19 protein-coding genes are annotated in these 21,165 nt (G+C 68.1%); 16 read left to right on the top strand and 3 right to left on the bottom strand.

The window, feature by feature from the left end:
* Positions 1 to 152: 152 nt before the first annotated feature.
* On the bottom strand, positions 153 to 299 hold the full coding sequence (locus AC5WS7_RS24570; protein WP_495956919.1) for a hypothetical protein: 147 nt from the start codon (positions 297 to 299) through the stop codon (positions 153 to 155).
* Between the two features lie 237 nt (positions 300 to 536).
* Between AC5WS7_RS24570 and mgtE the strand changes: the two genes are divergently transcribed.
* The 6 genes from mgtE (at position 537) to AC5WS7_RS24540 (ending at position 7,005) form a co-directional block, all read left to right on the top strand.
* Positions 537 to 2,117: a magnesium transporter gene (gene mgtE / locus AC5WS7_RS24565; RefSeq protein WP_495956918.1), complete on the top strand. Its 1,581-nt coding sequence runs from the start codon at positions 537 to 539 to the stop codon at positions 2,115 to 2,117.
* A gap of 153 nt (positions 2,118 to 2,270) precedes the next feature.
* Complete coding sequence (locus tag AC5WS7_RS24560; RefSeq protein ID WP_495956917.1) at positions 2,271 to 2,948, top strand: alpha/beta fold hydrolase; 678 nt, start codon at positions 2,271 to 2,273, stop codon at positions 2,946 to 2,948.
* Between the two features lie 336 nt (positions 2,949 to 3,284).
* Positions 3,285 to 3,836, top strand: coding sequence for a hypothetical protein (locus AC5WS7_RS24555; protein WP_495956916.1), 552 nt, complete (start codon positions 3,285 to 3,287; stop codon positions 3,834 to 3,836).
* Between the two features lie 256 nt (positions 3,837 to 4,092).
* Positions 4,093 to 5,055: a class 1b ribonucleoside-diphosphate reductase subunit beta gene (gene nrdF / locus AC5WS7_RS24550; protein ID WP_495956915.1), complete on the top strand. Its 963-nt coding sequence runs from the start codon at positions 4,093 to 4,095 to the stop codon at positions 5,053 to 5,055.
* Between the two features lie 383 nt (positions 5,056 to 5,438).
* Complete coding sequence (locus AC5WS7_RS24545; RefSeq protein WP_495956914.1) at positions 5,439 to 6,188, top strand: alpha/beta fold hydrolase; 750 nt, start codon at positions 5,439 to 5,441, stop codon at positions 6,186 to 6,188.
* On the top strand, positions 6,169 to 7,005 hold the full coding sequence (locus AC5WS7_RS24540; protein WP_495956913.1) for a hypothetical protein: 837 nt from the start codon (positions 6,169 to 6,171) through the stop codon (positions 7,003 to 7,005). Before AC5WS7_RS24545 ends, AC5WS7_RS24540 begins: the two co-directional genes overlap by 20 nt.
* 31 nt (positions 7,006 to 7,036) lie before the next feature.
* Here AC5WS7_RS24540 and AC5WS7_RS24535 read toward each other — a convergent pair whose 3' ends face one another.
* Complete coding sequence (locus AC5WS7_RS24535; protein WP_495956912.1) at positions 7,037 to 8,164, bottom strand: ABC transporter substrate-binding protein; 1,128 nt, start codon at positions 8,162 to 8,164, stop codon at positions 7,037 to 7,039.
* A gap of 260 nt (positions 8,165 to 8,424) precedes the next feature.
* Between AC5WS7_RS24535 and ctaD the strand changes: the two genes are divergently transcribed.
* From ctaD to AC5WS7_RS24495, 8 genes are all read left to right on the top strand, one after another.
* A complete protein-coding gene (gene ctaD, locus AC5WS7_RS24530) occupies positions 8,425 to 10,161 on the top strand; it encodes an aa3-type cytochrome oxidase subunit I (protein WP_495956911.1) in 1,737 nt (578 codons plus the stop codon).
* 161 nt (positions 10,162 to 10,322) lie between these two features.
* Positions 10,323 to 11,618 (top strand): phosphoserine phosphatase SerB, encoded by a 1,296-nt coding sequence (gene serB / locus AC5WS7_RS24525; RefSeq protein WP_495956910.1) that lies wholly within the window; start codon positions 10,323 to 10,325, stop codon positions 11,616 to 11,618.
* Between the two features lie 141 nt (positions 11,619 to 11,759).
* Positions 11,760 to 12,527, top strand: coding sequence for an aminoacyl-tRNA hydrolase (locus tag AC5WS7_RS24520; RefSeq protein WP_495957178.1), 768 nt, complete (start codon positions 11,760 to 11,762; stop codon positions 12,525 to 12,527).
* A 124-nt stretch (positions 12,528 to 12,651) separates the two neighbouring features.
* Positions 12,652 to 13,482, top strand: coding sequence for an ABC transporter ATP-binding protein (locus AC5WS7_RS24515; RefSeq protein WP_495957177.1), 831 nt, complete (start codon positions 12,652 to 12,654; stop codon positions 13,480 to 13,482).
* Between the two features lie 259 nt (positions 13,483 to 13,741).
* Positions 13,742 to 14,515 (top strand): NUDIX hydrolase, encoded by a 774-nt coding sequence (locus AC5WS7_RS24510; RefSeq protein WP_495957176.1) that lies wholly within the window; start codon positions 13,742 to 13,744, stop codon positions 14,513 to 14,515.
* Between the two features lie 468 nt (positions 14,516 to 14,983).
* Positions 14,984 to 15,748 carry an enoyl-CoA hydratase-related protein gene (locus AC5WS7_RS24505; protein WP_495956909.1) on the top strand — a complete coding sequence of 255 codons (765 nt, stop codon included), beginning with the start codon at positions 14,984 to 14,986 and terminating at the stop codon, positions 15,746 to 15,748.
* A 116-nt stretch (positions 15,749 to 15,864) separates the two neighbouring features.
* Positions 15,865 to 16,842, top strand: a complete 978-nt coding sequence (locus AC5WS7_RS24500) for a methyltransferase domain-containing protein (RefSeq protein ID WP_495956908.1) — start codon at positions 15,865 to 15,867, stop codon at positions 16,840 to 16,842.
* A gap of 22 nt (positions 16,843 to 16,864) precedes the next feature.
* Positions 16,865 to 18,034: a THUMP-like domain-containing protein gene (locus tag AC5WS7_RS24495; RefSeq protein WP_495956907.1), complete on the top strand. Its 1,170-nt coding sequence runs from the start codon at positions 16,865 to 16,867 to the stop codon at positions 18,032 to 18,034.
* A 54-nt stretch (positions 18,035 to 18,088) separates the two neighbouring features.
* Here AC5WS7_RS24495 and AC5WS7_RS24490 read toward each other — a convergent pair whose 3' ends face one another.
* Positions 18,089 to 19,459, bottom strand: a complete 1,371-nt coding sequence (locus AC5WS7_RS24490; RefSeq protein ID WP_495956906.1) for an outer membrane protein assembly factor BamB family protein — start codon at positions 19,457 to 19,459, stop codon at positions 18,089 to 18,091.
* 224 nt (positions 19,460 to 19,683) lie between these two features.
* On the opposite strand from AC5WS7_RS24490, the gene AC5WS7_RS24485 reads away from it, so the two are divergent.
* Together AC5WS7_RS24485 and AC5WS7_RS24480 are read left to right on the top strand one after the other, a co-directional pair.
* The gene (locus tag AC5WS7_RS24485) at positions 19,684 to 20,454 is read left to right on the top strand and encodes an acyltransferase (protein WP_495957175.1); all 771 of its coding nucleotides are present in this window, start codon (positions 19,684 to 19,686) and stop codon (positions 20,452 to 20,454) included.
* Positions 20,455 to 20,509: 55 nt separating this feature from the next.
* A complete protein-coding gene (locus AC5WS7_RS24480; protein WP_495956905.1) occupies positions 20,510 to 21,052 on the top strand; it encodes a DUF1697 domain-containing protein in 543 nt (180 codons plus the stop codon).
* Positions 21,053 to 21,165: the final 113 nt, after the last annotated feature.

Genomic DNA, 21,165 nt, shown 5'->3' with positions numbered 1-21,165 from the left:
GATGGCTCGCTGTGGCGCCCGGTCGCGGAGCGGTGTGGCTGCCGGAACGGCGACTTCGGCTCACATTCGTTGGCCGGGTGTGGGGTCGCCTGACGGCACGATGCCTGGGTGAACCAGGCGAATGGTGCTGTCGGCCGACACCCTCGGGTACATCAGCGCCGACGGTCGATGAGGTTGTCGATGAAGGCTGCAGGCTCGTGATGCGGGCCCGGAACGCGGTTGCCGGAAGTGGTGATTTTCGATGTTTCGGCGTTCGGGCCTATGAAGGTGTAACCTGCATCCGGGCGTTGTGCGTCCACGCGTCGATCGGGCAATGTTGCAGGTCGCAGCGGTGCCTGGGTGGGCATCGGGCGCGAAGTTTCCGACGGTGAAGTGCCGGCGATGAGGAGGTGGGTGGCTGTGCGTAGCGAACCCCCCAGTCGAATGCCGCGCGGCGCCGTCCTGCTGTTCTGCCGATAGAGCTTTCGGTGGCGAGGTCGGTGCCTCGCGGTGATTCGCGATCCCGTACCCACTCGCTGTATGCCGAGGTTCTTCTCATGTCGACCGATGTGTTCTTCGTCGCTCCCGCACGCTCCGATGCGCCGGGTGACGATCGTTCTGCTGTGTTCTCCGGCGCCGAAAGTCTGTGTGCCGAGGCTGAAAACACTGTCACCGCAGCACAGTTGGGGAGGGCCGAAACCGCCGTCTCCGGCGCAATCGTGGGCGCGGAGTCCGATGCGACGGCGGTCGCCGAAACGGCAGCCATCGGGACGGATGCCACTGAATCCGTTGTCGCCGAAGCTGTTTCGGATGACGTATCGTTGCGGGATTGCATCGATGCGCGGCAGGTCGACGCCGCGCTGACGTGGTTGGAGAATCGCCCGCCGCACCGGATCGCCGATGAACTCGCCCGCCTGGACGCCGTGCACGCGGGTATCGCGTTCCGGTTGCTGGACAAGGACCGGGCGCTGGCGGTCTTCGAGGAGCTCGAACCCGTCGATCAGCAGCAGATCCTGGCCGGGATGCGGGATCAGAGCTTCCGCGATCTGGTCGAGGGCATGGATCCCGACGACCGGGCCCGGATGCTGCGTGAGGCGCCGGCCACCGTCGCGAAGAAGGTGCTGGCCGGGCTGAGCCCGCGGGAGCGGCGGATGACCGCGGCGTTGCTCGGATATCCCGAAGGTTCGGCCGGACGCTATATGACCCCGGAAGTCGTTGCGCTGCACCGGGATCTCACCGTAGAACAGGCGCTGCTGGTGGTGCGTGCGAAGGGGGCGCACGCCGAGACCGTGTACACGCTGCCCGTGGTGGACGGCGGACGCAGGCTCACCGGCATCGTCGAAATGCGGGAACTCGTCCTCAGCGATCCGGACCGCATGTTGACCGAACTCGTCGTCACCGCACCGGTTTTCGCGCGCGCGACCGATGCCGCGGAGAAGGCGGCGCGGCTCATGCGGGAAACCAATCTGATCAACCTGCCGGTCGTCGACAGCGAGGATCGGCTGGTCGGCTTGCTGACGATCGATGACGCGGTCGAGGTCATCGAGGCCGCGGACAGCGAGGACGTGGCGCGTCAGGCCGGGGCGAGCCCGTGGGCCGGCCACTACATGGCCGCCGGGGTCTTCCAGCTGGCTCGTTACCGCGCGATGTGGTTGCTGTTGCTCCTGGTTGCGGCCACGTTGACGGTTACCGTGACCGACGCGTTCGAGGTCACGCTGGCCCGCGCCGCGCATCTCGCGCTGTTCATTCCGCTGCTGATCGGCGCGGGCGGCAATGCCGGTGCGCAGGCGGCGACCTCGTGCGTGCGCGCACTGGCCGTCGGCGAGGTGCGGGTGTCGGATCTGCTGAAGGTCATCTGGCGCGAATGCCGGGTCGGCCTGGTGCTGGGTTCGATGCTCGCGGTAGTCGGCATGGTCATCGGAGCCGTGTTCGTCGGCGCGCAGATCGCCGTGGTCGTCGGCATCACCCTGGTGATCATCTGCGGCTGGGCGGCGACCATCGGCGGCACGATGCCGTTGCTGGCCAAGAAGTTACGGATCGACCCGGCGGTGATCTCCGCCCCGATGGTCACGACCCTGGTCGATGCCACCGGCCTGATCATCTACTTCACCACCGCGAAGCTCGTCCTGGGTATCTGATTCCGCGCTGCTCGGTACCAGGTTGGCCGGATAGCGGTATCGAATGGCTTTCTATCGGTAGCAAGCCACACCCCGCGCCGATGACACTGTCCCCATGCGGAGGTCTTCGAGGCAGCGTGTCTCGATGCCGCGGTTCGCGAAATGGAGACAATCATGGCGACGTTCGTCCTCGTGCCCGGCGGTTGGAAAGGTTCCTGGTCGTACGAGTCGGTTGTTCCGTTGCTGGAGAGTGCCGGTCACGCCGTGCACGCCCTGACCCTGACCGGGCTGCGGCCGGACGACCACACCGCGACGGTCGCGACGGCCAACCTCGACACCCACGCCGACGACGTGGTGCGGTTCCTCGAGCGCGCCCACCTCACGGATGTGACGCTGGTCGGTCACAGCTACGGCGGGATGGTGATCGCCGCCGCGGCCGACCGCTCGGGCGGCCGGATTTCCCGTCTGGTGCACCTGGACGCATACGTCCCACGCGACGGCGAGTCGTGCTGGTCCGCGATGAACGAGTACTTCCGGCATGTGATCGCCTCCGGCGCCGCGGGCACCGGCTATGCCGTCCGTCCGCCGGGCGACGGCGATCCCCGCCGCCGCCCCCATCCCCTCGCCGCGTTCATGCAGACGATCCGGCTCACCGGCGTGCATGCCCAGGTCCCGCGCCGGGAGTTCGTCTACTGCTCGGGCTGGGAGGATCACACGCCCTTCGCGGGACTGCGCGCCCGCCTGCAGGCCGACCCCGAGTGGCTGGTCCATGACCTGCCCACCGGCCACGACGCCATGCACGAGGCGCCGGGGGCTGTCGCCGAACTTCTGCTCGCCGACGGCGAGTTGTGACGCCGCGTCGTCCTGGCGGACGCATCGGCCCGGTCATCCGCCCTGCGACAGTGAAACCGGGAAATGTTCAGCGCGCTGAATGCGATTGCGCACCAGTATCTTCCGCTGTCTTCGAACTTCGCGCGCCGGAACCTCGTGAGGAGTTTTCCGAGAAGTGGCGTCCAGCCGTGAAACCGGTGAATGCTTTTCTCATCGTCTGCGGCAGTGCGTGATTCGGCCTCGTTCGTCGAGGGCTTGCGCACTGGGTTACGAAGCAGGGGCCGGGGCGTGCGCACTCCGGACCGCAAACCAGTTGTGTGCCAGTGCACGTGAGGTCATGCTGGATGCGTACGACCGATGTGCGGATCGGTCGCTGATGCGTTCCGGGGGAGTGCCATCTCGAGCAAAACCATTGCCGCCCAACGCCTGGGCGTCGACTTCGGCCGGGTCATCCAGGGGGCAGCGGCCGAACCGGGAGACGCGGACACCGTCTTTCTGTCCGGCGGTTTCGAGCAGGCGATGATGACGCCGCCGAGCCCCGGCGCCTTCGAGGTGCTCGCGCGCATCGTGCCGCGTTTCCAGGGGGCGTGGGTTATCTCGAAGTGCGGACCGCGCGTCGAGCAGCGGACCCGGCAGTGGCTCGATCATCATGATTTCTTCGCCCGCACGGGGATTCCGCGGGAGAATCTGCGGTTCTGCCGGGCTCGGGCGGACAAGGCGATCCACTGTGCGGAGTTGGGGATCACGCATATGGTCGACGACCGGATCGACGTGCACACCGCGCTCCGGGGCCTGGTGCCGAATCTGTTCTGGTTCGGCGCGCAGACCCAGCCGCCGCCGGAATGGGTTCGTCCCACCCGCACCTGGCTCGATGTGGAAGCCGCGGTGGTGCAGAGTTGGGGCGGGTGAGCGGGCGGCCGGTGCGCTCGTTCGTCGGTCTGGCAAACTGTGAGCGCCTCGGCGGGGCCGGTGGGCGCACGCGAATTCGATGTGGCGAAGCGCATTTCGTCGTGACCAGCGACCCCGATGTGGATCTCCGCACAGTCGCGCGGGTATCCGCAGGACGGTGGAGACACAAGGTGTTGTGTTGTGCAGCGCCGAGTTCCACTAGGAGTAGTGTTCCAGCGTATAATGTCAGGCGATGCGGAAGGGTGAGTGAGCAGGCGTGAAGCTGATCGATCGAGTGTCTGCGATCAACTGGAATCGGGTGCCCGATGAGAAGGATGCCGAGGTCTGGGACAGGCTCACCGGCAACTTCTGGTTGCCCGAGAAGGTTCCGGTGTCCAATGACATTCCCTCGTGGAATACGCTGACCGCGCATGAAAAGCAGCTCACCATGCGGGTTTTCACCGGTCTGACGCTGCTGGACACGATCCAGGGCACGGTCGGCGCGGTGAGTCTGATCCCGGACGCGCTCACTCCGCACGAGGAGGCGGTGTACACCAACATCGCGTTCATGGAGTCGGTGCACGCCAAGAGCTACAGCTCGATCTTCTCCACGCTCTGCTCGACCCGCGAGATCGACGACGCCTTCCGCTGGTCGGAGGAGAATCGCAATCTGCAGCGCAAGGCCGAGATCGTGCTGGACTACTACCGGGGCGACGAGCCGCTGAAGCGCAAGGTGGCCTCGACGCTGCTGGAGAGCTTCCTGTTCTACTCCGGTTTCTATCTGCCGATGTACTGGTCCTCGCGCGCCAAGCTCACCAACACCGCCGATCTGATCCGCCTGATCATCCGTGACGAGGCCGTGCACGGCTACTACATCGGCTACAAGTATCAGAAGGGCCTCGAGCAGCTCACCGAGCCCGAACGCGAAGAACTCAAGAACTACACCTTCGAGCTGCTGTTCGAGCTGTACGAGAACGAGGTCGAGTACACCCAGGATCTGTACGACGAGGTCGGTCTCACCGAGGACGTCAAGAAGTTCCTGCGCTACAACGCCAACAAGGCCCTGATGAACCTCGGTTACGAGGGCCTGTTCCCCAAGGACGAGACCGAGGTCAACCCGGCCATCCTGTCGGCGTTGTCGCCCAACGCCGATGAGAACCACGACTTCTTCTCCGGTTCGGGTTCGAGCTACGTCATCGGCAAGGCGGTCAACACCGAGGATGAGGACTGGGAGTTCTGATCCCGCGTTTTGCGGACGAACGCACACGCGGCGGCGGGGCGATCGGGAGGTTGCCCCGGCTGTGATCCGGCGCTCCCCGGAATGATTCGCCCCAACGGGCGGGTGTGCGCCTCATCTCCCCGAGCGGGTCGGATGTCGTAACTGCTTGTCGGCGTTCGGAATTCGTCCCGGACGCCGGTGCGGTCGTGCGCCGCTCACCCGGTGACAGTGCACAGCGATCACACAGAAACTACCTGGCTGGGGGACAGCTTCGGCGGTTACTGTCGGTAACTGGACAGTAATTGGGACAGGAGCGGGGAATGATGAACACTTCCGATCCGGTCGTCGGGCCCCGAGCTTCCGAGGCGCTTCGGCAGCCGATGGATTCGCGGAGGGGGAGGGCGATGACCACGACCGCGCCGGTCGTCCTGCTGCACGGGCAGCCAGGGGATCATTCGGCCTGGAACGGTGTGCTCGAGCGGTTGCCGTCCTCGGTGCGGGCGCTGGCGTGGGATCGGCCCGGATACGGTGGCAACGAATGTCCCGCGGGCACTCTGGAAGACAACGCTGTTTGGTTGCTGGATCAGTTGGACCGCGCCGGAATTCACGATGCGGTGCTGGCCGGGCACTCCTATGGCGGCGGTGTCGCGCTCGCCGCGGCCGCGATCGCGCCGGAACGGGTGCGCGGGCTGATCTCCATCGCCGGAGTCGGGCCCGACTGTGCCACCAGATGGGACGAGATACTCGCCGCGCCCGTCGCCGGACCGGCGCTGGCGCTGGCGATGTGGTCGATGATGCCGCGGCTGGCCCGGTGGCATCGCACCCGTCGCCCGCAGGCCGTCGCGGCTTGGCACGCGTTCGGCGACATCCGGCACGAGTACGGCCCGGTGTGGCGCACCGTCCTGCTCGAACAGCGCGAACTGTTCCGCAGCCTGGACCACTGGCTCGAGCGCCTCGACGCAACCGATATACCCGCGTTGATCATCGCCGATCCGACCGATAAAGTCGTCCCGATCTCGACCGCACGCGCGCTGCACGACCGGTTCCCGCGATCCCGCCTGGAGCTGGTCGCGGGGGATGGACATCTGCTGCCGCAGCGGATTCCGGACGTCATCGCGGCGAAGATAGGTGAATTTGTCGATTCGGTGGGCTGAGCATGTCTCCGCGGGTGCGCGCGGACGGCTGCGCGCATATCTGAGCGAACACGAGCTTCGCACCGCACCACCACCACCGCCGCCGATGACCCCCGGACACAGCTTGCTCCAGCGCGTGGCCGACGAGGTGCGCTGGTCGTTCGCACCGCCGCGGTACTGGCTCGAGGGCGTCGGGGTGAACATCGTGCTCTCGCTGCTGTATCTGCTCTACTCGCCGCTGGCTCACCCGCATCGCCAGTTCGGCTGGGTGGTCCTGGTCGGAACCTATTTCGCCACCTTCATCCTGGCCGATGTCACCACGACCAATGTGCTGGGCCTGGACGCGCCGCGAGTGCGCGCGAGCCTGGCCGCCGGCATGTCGATGCGCGGCATCCTGGTCACGAAAAACCTTGCGCTGCTTGTCATCGTGGGCCTGCCAACCTTGGCCTTGACCGCGGTCCTCGCGCACGCGATGCGACCGGACCAGCTCGTCGGCACCCTGTTCGTGGTGACGCTGCCGCTGCTGTGCTGGCTCGGCGTCGGGAATATCGTCTCGGTCCTGCTGGCCGTGGAGACCCGGACGCTGGTGCGGCGGTGGCGCGAACGGCGCAACCGGACCACGCTGCTGTGGCTCGCTCACCTGGCGCTGCCCTACGGCGTCTACTACCTCGTCGCCCCGATCGATGGCACCCAGCACGATCCGTTGCTGCGTCTGCTCCCGCACCTGGATCGAAATCTGCGCTTCGTCTGGAACGCCGGAATCGGCCTGCTGGTGTGGATCATCGGCACCGCGATCGCGGTGGCCATCGTGCGGCGTCGCGGGTTGCGTATCTACTGACCCGGGCCGATGACCGGCGGGTGTTGCCGGATCAGTCGTTCACGTACGCGTTGAGCGAGGTGCGCAGGTCCTCGATCAGGGCGCGGGCGGCGGTGAGACCCGAGCCGTGCCAGATGGTGTCGTCCACGACGAAATCGCGCTTGTCCGAGACCGCGCCGAGTTCCTTCCAGTCGTCGCCGCGCATGACCTTCCGGCCGTAGCTCTCCCCGGCCTGCCCGTCGAACATCACATAGATGATGTCGCCTTCGACCTTGGCCCGGTCCTGCTCGCTACCCAGGCTGCTCACCCGATAGGACGCATCCCGCTGCGCTTGCGGGCGTTGTACGCCCGCATCGGCCAGCACACGTCCGGCAAAGGTATCCGCACCCTGTACTTGCGCATCGGAGGCCCCGAACCGCAGGACCGAGGCCTGCGAGAGCGAGGCCGCGATCGCGGTGCCGGTGTCGTGCGCGTAGGTGTGGTAGTCGGCGATGGCCTTCGCGCCCGCGTTCGCCCGCCCGAGTGCGTCCGCGAAGGCGCTGAACGAGGTCTGCCAGCTGGGATCCTTGCCGATCAGCACCGTGGGTGCGGCCGCGCGCAACGCGTTCAGATCACCGTCGCCGACCGTGCCGAGCACCAGATCCGGGTGCATCGCAGCGATTTTCGCGACATCGGGTGCGCCCGCGACGCCGACGCTCGGCACGATCTGCAGGCCGTAACCCAGGTACGAGGGCTGCGGGCTGGGCCCGGCGAGCGTCGTCGCGCCGACCACTCGCTGCCACAGGCCCAGCGCGCAGGCCGCGTCCAGGGCGGCGGTGTCCAGGACGACGACTCGCTTCGGGTCCGCCGAGACCTGCACCGGCCCAGCGGGGCCGGTCACCTGGCGGGTGCCCGAGGGCTGATCCGGATCGCTCGGCAGCGGGCAGGCGCGGGTGGTGTCGCGTTCGACGCCGACCACGTCGGCGCCGGCGATATTGGTGGTGGTGCGCACGATCGAACTCGCGTTGTCGCCGGAACCGTTGCCGCAGGCGGTCAATGCGGCCACGGCCGCGGCGAGCATCAGGCAACTGCCGCGCAAACGTCGCGTGCGGCGGCGGGCGCGCCCGTTCTCGCGTATACCCGCAGCGCGCGGGCGCTCGGCCGGGTCGGATGTTCGCTCGCTGCGCTGGCTCACGGGCATGCGGGAAGGGTACACATGCGCCGCCTTCGCCGGCATGTGCGGGCCCTGCGCGCTCACCCGGGCCGTCGGCTCCTCGTCCGCCGCGCAGACGTGGGGCGTGACACCCAATTACGACACAGAGTAGGACCGGGCGTGATGCCTGCGGCAGCACGGTTTACGATCCGTAGTAGCGAAAGCCACCGTCGTTCGCCGTGCGCCTGTCCGCCGGGCCGGAGCCAGACGTACGACAACGACCAGAAGGCATACCTTCAGGAGGATCAGTGACTGCTGTAGAGCCCCAGCCAGTCCCCCAATTGGAAGCGACTCGGCCGTACCCGCAACGCCTGGGGCCCAAGGGGTCGTTCATCTACAAGTTGGTCACCACCACCGACCCGAAGGTCCTCGGGGTGATGTACCTGGTGACGGCCACGTCGTTCTTCATGATCGGCGGGCTGATGGCGTTGCTGATGCGTGCGGAGCTGGCTCGTCCGGGTCTGCAGTTCCTCTCGCCCGAGCAGTTCAACCAGCTGTTCACCATGCACGGCACGATCATGCTGCTGTTCTATGCGACGGCGATCGTGTTCGGTTTCGCGAACATCGTGCTGCCCTTGCAGATCGGCGCGCCCGACGTCGCGTTCCCGCGTCTGAACGCGTTCAGCTACTGGCTGTACCTGTTCGGCGCGAGCATGGCGACCGCCGGTTTCGTCACCCCCGGTGGTGCGGCCGACTTCGGCTGGACCGCCTACACCCCGCTGTCGGACATCGTGCACTCCCCGGGCGTCGGCGCCGACCTGTGGATCCTGGGTCTGGCCGTCTCCGGTCTGGGCACCATCCTCGGTGGCGTCAACATGCTCACCACCGTGGTCTGCCTGCGCTGCCCGGGTATGACGCTGTTCCGCATGCCGATCTTCACCTGGAACATCGCGGTCACCAGCGTGCTGGTGCTGCTGGCGTTCCCGCTGCTGACCGCGGCGCTGTTCGGCCTCGCCTACGACCGGCACCTGGGCGGGCACATCTACGATCCGGCCAACGGCGGCGCCATCCTGTACCAGCACCTGTTCTGGTACTTCGGCCATCCCGAGGTGTACATCATCGCGCTGCCGTTCTTCGGCATCGTCTCGGAGATCTTCCCGGTCTTCAGCCGTAAGCCGATCTTCGGTTACACCACTCTGGTCTACGCGACGCTGGGTATCGCGGCGCTGTCCATCGCGGTGTGGGCGCACCACATGTACGCCACCGGCGCGGTGCTGCTGCCGTACTTCTCCTTCATGACCTTCCTGATCGCGGTTCCGACCGGCGTGAAGTTCTTCAACTGGATCGGCACCATGTGGCGCGGTCAGCTGACCTTCGAGACGCCGATGCTGTGGTCGGTGGGCTTCCTGGTGACCTTCCTGTTCGGTGGTCTGTCCGGTGTCATCCTGGCCAGCCCGCCGCTGGACTTCCACGTCTCGGACACCTACTTCGTGGTCGCGCACTTCCACTACGTGCTCTTCGGCACCATCGTGTTCGCCACCTTCGCGGGCATCTACTTCTGGTTCCCGAAGATGACCGGCCGCATGATGGACGAGCGCCTGGGCAAGTGGCACTTCTGGGCCACCATGGTCGGCTTCCACACCACCTTCCTGGTGCAGCACTGGCTGGGTGCGGAGGGTATGCCGCGCCGGTACGCCGACTACCTGCCCACCGACGGGTTCACCACGCTGAACACCATCTCCACGATCGGCGCGTTCATCCTGGGCGCCTCGACCCTGCCGTTCGTCTGGAACGTGTTCAAGTCCTACCGTTACGGCGAGGTCGTGACCGTGGACGATCCGTGGGGTTACGGCAACTCGCTGGAGTGGGCGACCTCCTGTCCGCCGCCGCGGCACAACTTCTACGAGCTGCCGCGCATCCGGTCCGAGCGTCCGGCGTTCGAGCTGCACTATCCGCACATGGTCGAGCGGATGCGGGCCGAGGCGCACGTCGGCTGGGGCTCGAAGTCGCACACCGTCAAGGAGCTGGACAAGGTGCCGAGCTGATCGGCTGATTCTCCGCAATGACCGGCGCGGCGGTCGTCTCATCCGAGACGGCCGCCGCGTTCGGTTTTTCCCGGCGGTGATTCCGGACACGGTGCCGTGGGCCGTGTCCGGCCCGCCGGAAACAGCCTGAGACAATGAGGGGCCGTCGTCGGCGGCCGAGCATGTCGCGAGAGGGAGACAACGTGAGCACGTCCGAGCCTGAATCCGGCAACCACGGACCGTCCGTGGTCGCACAGGCTGCCGCGGGGACGACGGTGCTGATCACCGTCACCGGTCCCGACCGGCCCGGCGTCACCTCGGTCCTGCTCGCGGCGCTGGCGCGCAACGGGGTGAGCCTGCTGGACGTCGAGCAGGTCGTGATCCGAGGTCGGCTGACCCTCGGGGTGCTGGTGTCCTGCCCGGGCGATCCAGAGGGCCTGCAGGACGAGCTCGAGGACGCGATGGTCACCGTCGGCATGCAGGTCGAGGTCGAGATCGGCGCGGAATCCGCGGCCGGGACCCGGTATTCGACGCATGCGATCGTGGTGCTGGGCAGCCCGGTGACCGCGCGGGCGTTCAGCGTCATCGCGCGCAAACTGGCCGAACAGAACGTCAACATCGACGCGATCCGGGGCGTCGCGGACTATCCGGTGACGGGGCTGGAACTGACCGTGACCGCGCCCGCCGAAGAGTCCGCGGAGACACGGCTGCGCACCACCCTCGCCGAGGTCGCGGCCAAGCAGAACGTCGATATCGCCGTGGAACGCGCCGGTCTGGCCCGGCGCGCGAAGCGGCTGATCGTCTTCGACGTCGACTCCACCCTCATCCAGGGCGAGGTGATCGAGATGCTCGCCGCGCACGCCGGGGTCGAGGACGAGGTCCGCAAGGTGACCGAGGCGGCGATGCGCGGTGAAATAGATTTCGCCGAATCGCTGCGGCAGCGGGTGGCGACCCTGAGCGGGCTGCAGGAGTCGGTGATCGACGAGGTCGCCGAGGCCATCACGCTGACCCCCGGCGCCCGCACCACCATTCGCACGCTGCGCCGGCTGGGCTTTCGCTGCGGTGTGGTCTCCGGCGGTTTCCGTCAGGTCATCGAACCCCTCGCGCACGAGCTGGAATTGGATTTCGTCCAGGCCAACACCCTCGAGGTGGTCGGCGGCCGCCTGACCGGCAAGGTGATCGGGGAAATCGTGGACCGCCCGGCGAAGGCGGTGGCGCTGCGGCGTTTCGCCGCCGAGGCCGGTGTGCCGATGGAACAGACCGTCGCGGTGGGCGACGGCGCGAACGATATCGACATGCTCAACGCGGCGGGTCTTGGCATCGCGTTCAACGCCAAGCCCGCGTTGCGCGAGATCGCCGACGCCGCGCTGTCGCACCCGTATCTGGACGCGGTCCTGTTCATCCTCGGGGTCACCCGCGACGAGGTCGAGGCCGCCGACGCCCGTGACGGCCTGTTGCGGCGCGTCCCGCTGAACTGATCGTGTCCGAGTACGGACTTCCGGCCTGGGAACGGGTGGCGACGTCGCGGGTCGGCAGGGTGCCGGGTGGTACCGGAGTGGGAGGACGAGTTGTCCGAATTCGCATGCGATGAGCCGCAATTCGGTTCGCCGGGTCCGGAGATGACGGGCGGGGCCGCCCTGGTATCCGCGGAGCTCGACGACGGATTCGTCGCGCGGCATGCCGAACTGGCGCGCGGGTACGGGGGTGGTGGTGATCCGCAGGATCCGGCCCTGGTCCAGGCGATGCAGATGGTCCTGCACATCCCGAAACAGGACCCGCCACGCCGGAGCGCGCTGCTCGCGGCGGCCGCGACCGCCGCGGTCGCGTTGTGCATGGACCCTCGGGTCGGCCCCGGCGGAGAGTGGGAGCAGCGGTATCTGACCTGGAAACGTTCCCGGATCCGCAAGGTGGCGCGGCGGGCGCGGGGTGCGCAGTGGCTGGCCGCGAACGAGGTCGACGGGCTCACCGTGCAGGTCGAGGGCGCGCAGGCGCGGGCGCTGGTGCCGGGTCCGGTCGGCGCCATCGATCAGCGCATCCGCAGATTGCAGATCGGCGGCACCGACCTCGAATCGGACGATCCCGGTCCCGCCGATCCGGAACTGCCTGTGTTGTGGCTGGATTCGGAGCTGGGCATGACCGTCGGAAAGGCCGCGGCCCAGGTCGGTCACGCGAGCATGCTGCTGGCCGGTGCGTTGTCGGTGGAGCAGGTGTTCGAATGGGCCGCGCGCGGCTACCGCTGTGCGGTGCGCGAGGCCGGTCCGCACTGGCCCGCGCTGTGCCGGTTGGTCCGGGAGGGTTCGGCCACCGCGGTGCGGGACGCCGGATTCACCGAGGTCGCCCCCGGATCGATGACCGTGATCGCCGTCCCGCCGGGCGTCTCGCGCTGACTCGTGACAGTGTCCAATCTCACCGGCTCGATGGCGAATTCGCGGCCATTTCCGGCGCGCGGCGAGATATGACATCTACGTGCAAACGGACCATGTTGGGAATGTTTCGGGCGCGTGGTCCAAGATGGAGCCCGTGCCGCAACCGGATCCCGATCTACTCATCGATTTCAACCAGGTGACCGTCCGGCGGTCGGGACATACGCTCGTAGGTCCCCTCAGCTGGCAAGTGGAGCTCGACGAGCGCTGGGTCGTGCTCGGGCCCAACGGCGCCGGTAAGACCTCCCTGCTCCGAATGGCCGCCGCCGAACTCCATCCGACCTCGGGTACCGCCCATCTGCTGGGTGAGGTGCTGGGCCGGACCGATATCAACGACCTGCGTCCGCGCATCGGACTGTCCTCGGCCGCGGTGGCCAGCCGGGTGCCGTTGGACGAGAAGGTCAGCGATCTGGTGGTGTCGGCGGGCTACGCCGTGATGGGCCGCTGGCGTGAGGAATACGACGACGTCGACACCGATCGCGCGGTGGACATGCTGGAAAGCCTGGGCGCGGAACATCTTTCCGACCGCGCCTACGGAACCCTGTCCGAGGGGGAGCGCAAGCGCGTTCTGATCGCGCGGGCGCTGATGACCGATCCGGAACTGCTGCTGCTCGACGAGCCCGGCGCCGGGCTGGATCTGGGCGGCCGGGAGGAACTGGTGGAGCGGCTCGGCGATCTGGCGTCGAATCCGGACTCGCCGGCCACCGTGCTCGTCACCCATCACGTGGAGGAGATTCCGCCGGGCTTCTCGCACGGCCTGCTGCTGAACGAGGGCAGCGTCGTCGCCCAGGGTTTGCTCGAGGACGTACTGACTGCCGAGAACCTCAGCAAGGCGTTCCGGCAGTCGATCACGCTGGATCGCATCGAGGGGCGTTATTTCGCGCGTCGGAGTCGCCGGCTCGGGCGGCACCGCGCCTGAGCGACCGTGCGAACGCGCCGTATCGCCCGGCAACCGATCCTGGTCGGCCGGACTCACCGGGTACAGGGCCGTCCGAGGGGTGAGCCGGGCCTGGCAAAGCGGGGGACCAAGCACCCGTTAGGGTGCGAAGGGTGAGTGAGACTGTTGCCGTGAGTGAACCGAGGACACCGCGCGCCCCGCGCCGCGCGAACCCGACGACCGGCACGGTGTGGCTGTGAACGATTCCGCGCCCGTGGCGCCCAAGGACGCGTCCACGGTCATGTTGGTGCGTGACGGCGAGTCCGGGCCCGAGGTGTTCCTGCAGCGGCGCGTCAAGGCGATGGCGTTCGCCGCCGGGATGACGGTCTTCCCGGGCGGCGGGGTGGATCCTTCCGACGCACAGGCCGAAATCACCTGGGCCGGTCCGGGGCCCGCCTGGTGGGCCGAGCGGTTCGGCGTCGACGACGCGCGGGCGCAGGCGCTGGTGTGCGCGGCCGTGCGCGAGACGTTCGAGGAATGCGGTGTGCTGCTCGCGGGGCCGACGGCCGACACCGTCGTCTCCGATACGTCGGTGTACAGCGACGCGCGTGCTCGCCTGGAGCGTCGCGAGCTGTCCCTGGGCCAGTTCCTGGCCGGCGAGAATCTGGTGCTGCGCGCGGATCTGTTGCGGCCCTGGGCCAACTGGATCACCCCCACCGTGGAATCGCGGCGGTACGACACCCGGTTCTTCGTCGCGGTCCTGCCGGAGGGGCAGCGTGCCGACGGGGCCACGTCCGAGGCGCAGCACGTCGTCTGGTGCACTCCCGCTGAGGCCCTCGAACGGTGGAAGGCCGGTGCCGACGTGCTGCTGCCGCCCACCTGGTCCCAGTTGGTCGCGATCGGCGAATTCTCCTCTACCGCCGAAATCTTCGCCGCCACACCGGAGTTCGAGCCGATCCAGCCCGTCCTGACGACCGTGGACGGTAAACCGCGGCTGCAATTCCCGAACAACGAACGGTACTTCGCCGATCTCCCGGACGGGTCGCGGCTGCGCGGATCCCAGCCGGCCGACTGAACATCCGCCGCGTCGGCGTCGTTTCCGAGAGCTGTCGTCCGGTCGCTATGCTGTCGGCGGACGCCGTGTCCGTCGCGCGGCCGGACCGGGAACGTGCAACCGGAACCAGCGGCCCGGACCTCGTATCGCCGATGCGGGGTCGCTCCGGACGCGGTGCCGCCCGTGCGGGATCGAGGGCCCGGGAGTTGCGCTGCCGGTCCTGGATGCGAGCTTCCCGGGGCGGAAGTTCCGGATGCGGGTGCAGCCGGTGTGGCGGCGAGAGTTCCCGATGCGACGCTGCCCGGGTGGCGAGTGTGCCGGGAGTTGTGCTGCCGGTCCGGGATGCGAGCTTCCCGGGGCGGAAGTTCCGGATGCGGGTGCCGCCGGTGTGGCGGCGAGAGTCCGGACGCGACGCTGCCCGGGTGGGGGCGAGTGGTCCGGGAGCCGTGCCGCCGGACGGGGATCGAGCGACCAGTAGGCTCGTGCCCCGTGGCCGAATTCGTGACCGTTGACCGACCCGAGGCGGGTATCGCCGTGCTGCGCTTCGCGCGGCCGCCGATGAATCTGATCGACCTGCAAGTGGCGCGGGAGCTGGCCGCCGAGGCCGAGCGGATCGGCGCGGACGCCGAGGTGCGCGCGGTCGTCGTCTACGGCGACGAACGGGTGTTCTCCGCGGGCGACGAAATGGCCGAACTCGATCGCCTCACCCCGGAGCAGGCGGCGGCGCGAGCCGCGGATCTGCAGGCCGCGCTGGGCTGCCTGGCCCGGCTGCCGCAGCCCACGGTGGCCGCGATCAGCGGTTACGCACTCGGCGCCGGATTGGAACTGGCGCTGGGCGCGGATCGTCGCATCATCGGCGACAACGTACGTCTGGGCCTGCCGCAGATTCACGCGGGTCTGATCCCGCTCTCGGGGATCCGGCGACTGAGTCTGCTCATCGGGCCCGCGCGGGCGAAGGACCTGGTGTACACGGGACGCTTCGTCGAACCGGAGGAGGCCGCCGCGCTCGGCCTGGTCGACGAGGTCGTCGCCCCCGACGACGTCTACCTCGCCGCGATGCGCTGGGCCCGCCGGTTCGTCTCCGGTCCGGCTCGTGCGCTGGCCGCCGCCAAGGCCGTCTTCGAGGCCGGAACCCACGGCCACGACCGGGCTCGCGGGGAGTGGGCGGAGCTGTTCGGCACCGAAGATCGCGGCATAGGAACAGGTTCTTATCTGGTCGCTGGTCCAGGATCGGCGGAATTCGTCGGCCGCTGACCGGATCGGGGCGGGATCCGGCTGCCGACCTCGGAAACGGTCGCCGGATTCGGCCGAGCCGTTCGCCACGGGCCTGGTGAGGATGCACACGTGAGGCTGGGCTACCCTTTCCGATCATGACCGCACGTCATGACGACCCCGCGCCGAACCCGCACGCCACCGAGGCGCAGGTCCAGGCCGCGCTTTCCGATAACAAGCTCGCCCAGGTCCTCTATCACGACTGGGAGGCCGAGACCTACGACGACAAGTGGTCGATCTCGTACGACGAGCGCTGTATCGCGTATGCCCGCGGCCGCTTCGACGCGGTGGTGCCCGATGCTCCGCTGCCCTACGAACGCGCGCTGGAACTCGGCTGCGGCACGGGATTCTTCCTGCTGAACCTGATGCAGTCCGGGGTGGCGAAGTCCGGTTCGGTGACCGACCTGTCACCGGGCATGGTCAAGGTCGCCACCCGCAACGGCCGGAACCTCGGCCTGGATGTCGACGGCCGGGTCGCCGACGCCGAGACCATTCCCTATGAGGACGACACCTTCGACCTGGTCTGCGGCCACGCTGTGCTGCACCACATTCCGGACGTCGAGCTGGCGCTGAAGGAATGCCTGCGCGTGCTGAAGCCGGGCGGACGGTTCGTATTCGCCGGTGAGCCGACCACGATCGGCAACTTCTACGCCCGCAAGCTGGGACAGATCACCTGGAAGGTGACCACCGAGGTCACCAAGCTGCCGTTCCTGTCGGACTGGCGGCGTCCGCAGGAGGAACTGGACGAGTCCTCCCGGGCGGCGGCCCTCGAGGCCGTGGTGGATCTGCACACCTTCGATCCGTCCGAGCTCGAGGACATCGCCCGCCGCGCGGGCGCGACCGAGGTGCACGCCGAGACCGAGGAGTTCGCCGCCGCGCTGTGGGGCTGGCCCGTGCGCACTTTCGAGGCCGCGGTGCCCGACGAGAAGCTGACCTGGCGTTATCGCATGGCGCAGTACCGGGCGTGGCTCGGCCTGAGCAAGCTGGACGAGAAGGTGCTGCGGCACGTCGTGCCCCGGCAGTTCTTCTACAACGCGATGATCACCGGGGTGAAGCCGGGCGGCGCGGGAAGGTAATGCGGCCGGGCGGGATGCGCTAGTGGCGTACCGGTTCTCCCATGCGGACATCGAGTATCTCGGGGGCGCCGCCGGTCGGGCGGCCCTGGCCGAGGTCGGCGTACTGTCGCTGAGCACATCGAGCCTGCTGGGCGATCTCGAGCGGGTGCGGCGCGGCCACGGTGATCGTGCCGCCGCGCTGGTGGAAACGGTGCGTCTGCGCCGTCGCGCCACGGCGAAACTGGCCGGCGCGCAGGATTGGCTGTTCACCGACGAGGCCTTGCAGCAGGCGACGCCCGGTGTGGTCGCGCGGCATCGGGCCGGTCGGCTCGCCGGCCGCCCGGTGCACGACCTGACCTGTTCGATCGGCGCGGAACTCGCCGCGCTGCACGAGGTCTGCCCGGCGGTGATCGGCAGCGACCTGGACGACGTGCGCCTCGCGATGGCCGCGCACAATCTCGCCGCCGCTCCGAATGTGCTGCTGGCCAAGGCCGATGCGCTCGTACCGTGCAGTGCCGGGACCGTGCTGATCGCCGATCCGGCCCGTCGCGCGGACGGCCGCCGCACGCACGATCCGGCGCAACTGCGGCCACCGCTGCCGGATCTGCTCGATGCCTACCGCGGCCGCGATATCGCCGTGAAATGCGCTCCCGGACTGGATTTCGATCAGTTCGCCGAGTACGAGGCCGAGGTGGTCTCACTCGACGGCGCGGTGCGCGAGGCGTGCCTGTGGTCGCCCGGACTGGCCGAGCCCGGCGTCCGCCGCCGCGCGACGGTCCTGCGCTCGGACGGCGGCTCCTGGACGCTCACCGACAGCGCCCCCGACGAACTGCCGGAACGACCGCCGGGGGAGTGGATCGTCGATCCGGACGGCGCGGTGGTGCGCGCCGGTCTGGTCCGCCACTACGCCGCCGAAAACGGCCTGTGGCAACTGGATCCACGGATCGCCTACCTCACCGGCGACCGCGTGCCCGAAGGGGTGCGGGGGCTGCGCATCCTGGATCGGCTGGATCTGCGCGAGAAGACACTGCGCGCCGAGCTGCGCCGCCGGGACTGCGGCGCGCTGGAGATCCTCGTGCGCGGAGTCGATCTGGACCCCGACGCCCTGCGCGCTCGATTGAAGCCGCGCGGGTCCGTCCCGTTGACGCTGGTCGTCACCCGAATCGGCCGCACTCCGGCGGTATTCCTCTGCCGGACGCCTCCCGCCCGCTGAGCTCGTTCCGAAGAGGACTGGGGCACAGGTGAATTCGCCCCGGCCGGCGATTCGCTACGTCTCGGGTTTGAAAACGTATATCTGCCCGACCCGTGCGGTCACCACGACCTCGCCCTTCTGCCCGACCGAGGTGCCGGTGGTGGTGCCCTGAGCGCCGGGCAGCACGGCCGAGGCGACGGTGGTGCCGGTGCGGGTGTCGAAGGTGACCAGGTTCAGCGCGTCGCCGATCGGGGACACCACGTATCCGGTGTCGCCGGCGGTCTGCGCGGGACGGCCGCGCAACTGCAGATCCTTGCGCTCCCAAGCGATCCGGACCTTGTCGCCGTCGTCGCGCAGGGCCAGCAGATGCCCGTCGTCGCCGCCCGGTATCAGCAGGCCGTCGTTGTCCGAGACCGCGCCGCGCGGCGCGAAGCCCAGCGGCTGCACCCATTTGGTGTGCCCGTTCGCGGTGTCGACGGCGATCAGGCGACCGCTGTTGTCGCCGACGTAGACGGTCTTGCCGTCCGGGGAGAGCGTCGGGCTGGTGGCGCTGCCGCCGGTCAGGATGTCGGCGCTCCAGTCCTGCTGAATCCTCTTGTCCGCGTAGCGAAGTGCCACGAGTGAGGCGTTCGCGGATCCGCGCTGCCACACGGTCACGTAGAAGCGCTCGGAGTTCGGGTCGATGGCAGAGACGTTGGCCACCGGACATTGCGGCCCGCCCGAGCCGCAGTCGTCGAGGCCGTCGCCGTCGGCCGGGCGCGGCAGGTCCGGATGGGCGAGCAGATCCGGTTCGCCCAGCAGCTGGAACGACGGGACCATGCGATCGCCGGTCTGCCGGTTCAGCACGTCGACCTGGCCGGATTGGGTGACCGACAGCACCCGGCTGTCACCGGTGAACTGCACCGAGACCGGAACACCGGCCACCGGGGTGCGCCAGCGCGGCTCACCGAGCGAGTTGATCGAATTCATCGCGCCGTCGTCGCCCACGTAGACGTTGGCCAACTCGTCCACCGCCGTGACGGAGTGGATCGCGTCCACGCCCAGCGGATTGCAGAAACGTTTACGGCCCGTGGGCATCTGGAACGAGAACAGCGCGCCGACGGGGCCGGGAGCGCCGACGCAGGCGTTGTCGATACCGGTGGTGACGAACAGTTGCCCGTCCGGCCCGACCGTCGTGGGCGTGAGCGCCGGCCCGCCGATCGGCCTCGACCAGCTCAGCGTCAGATGCCGCGATCCGGTGACCGACGTCGTACCGCTGTTGCGCCCGTCGTGGAAGGACGAGGGCCAGCCGTGGCCGGGGCCCACCGTGATGTCGTCGAGCGTCGTTCCCCCGCAGCCGCTCAGGGTCAGCACGCCGACCGCACCGAGGGCCGCGGCGGCACGGAATGCCGGGCGGCGCACAATGGTACGGAGATCGTGCGCGGGTCGCCGGATGCTGGTACGCACCTGACCTTGTCTCCCATCTGCTCGTACGGGCTTGCACGAGACTAACCGCCCCGGCGAGCGGGCGGTGTGCCGCCTCACGCAGTGGGTCCGGTTCGGCTGGATTTCCGCGGACGGCCAGGGTAGGGGATCGGCCGATCGCGACCGAAAGTACCCTGGTAGCTCGACGACGACACCGCGGGACGACAGGATCGCCCGATGGCTGCGAGGAGCACTTCGTGACGAGCATGTGGGGCGCACCGTTGCGTTCGCGTTGGCGGGGTTCGCGCCGCCGGGATCCGGAACAGGCGCGCTTCCTGACCGTGGCGTCGCTGCGCTGGGTGCTCGCCAATCGGGCGTATACGCCCTGGTATCTGGTGCGGTACTACCGGCTGCTGAAATTCCGCCTGGCCAACCCGCACATCGTGCTGCGCGGCATGGTCTTCCTGGGACGCCGGGTCGAGGTGCACGCGACGCCCGAGCTGGGACGCATGGAGATCGGCCGCTGGGTGCACATCGGCGACGGCAACGCGATCCGCTGCCACGAGGGTTCGCTGCGCATCGGCGACAAGGTGGTGTTCGGCAAGGACAACGTCGTGAACACCTATCTGGACATCGAGATCGGCGCGTCCACGCTGGTGGCGGACTGGTGCTACATCTGCGACTTCGACCACAAGATGGACGACGTCACCATGCCGATCAAGGATCAGGGCATCGTGAAGAGCCCGGTGCGCATCGGTCCGGACACCTGGATCGCGGCGAAGGTCACCGTATTGCGCGGCACCCGGGTCGGCCGCGGCTGTGTCCTGGGTGCGCACGCCGTGGTCAAGGGCGACGTTCCGGACTACAGCATCGCGGTCGGCGCGCCCGCCAAGGTGGTCAAGAACCGCAAGGAAGCCTGGGACGCGGCCGCCGACGCGCGCGCTGCCCATCAGGCCGCGCTGGCCGATATCGAGCGCAAGAAGGCGCGGAACGGTAGTGCTGCACAGGTGGAATCTTCGAGTATCGGCGCGTCCTAGCGAGGCGGGCCGCAGCGGGGTGAATCTGTCGGTGGCGGGCGGTAGCGTCTGAGCCATGAACCGATACGCCGCTCTTCTGCGAGGTATAACTCCGAGCAATCCCGCCATGCGGGGCGAGAAATTGCGCGGCGTATTCACCGGGCTGGGGTTCGAATCGGTCGGGTCGGTGCTCGGCAGCGGCAATCTCGTGTTCAGCGCCGAGGAGACCGATTGCGCCGCACTGGAATCGACGATTCAGCGCGGATTGTCCAGTGAACTGGGAATCGGCGGCGGCACACTGATTCGCACGCGCGCGGAGATTCAGGCGCTGATCGAATCCGATCCGTTCGCGGGTATGACGCATTCGCGGGAGACCTATCTGATGGTCACCTTCCTGAAGAATGCGGACAATCCCGGTCTCGGCGCCGAACCGCCCGCGGATCTGGCCGCACAGGTGAAGCTCCGCGGGTACGACGCGAAGGTGCGGGCGCTGCTGACGGTGATGGACAACAGCACGCCGGGTACGCCGAATCATATGGTGTGGCTGGACAAGACCTTCGGCAAGGAGGTCACCACCCGCACCTGGGCCACGGTGCAGAAGATCTACGCCAAGTTGTAGCGGCACGGACCGCACACGGTCCACGGGGCCGGCCATGTGAATACCGGGAGAATTCGTCTCGGGGGACCGCAATCGAAATGGATTGCAGAAGAACGAATTTGTCGTAAGACGCC

This window comes from Nocardia sp. PLKS1-43, assembly GCF_059510335.1.
This window is presented reverse-complemented; position numbering and strand designations above follow the sequence as displayed.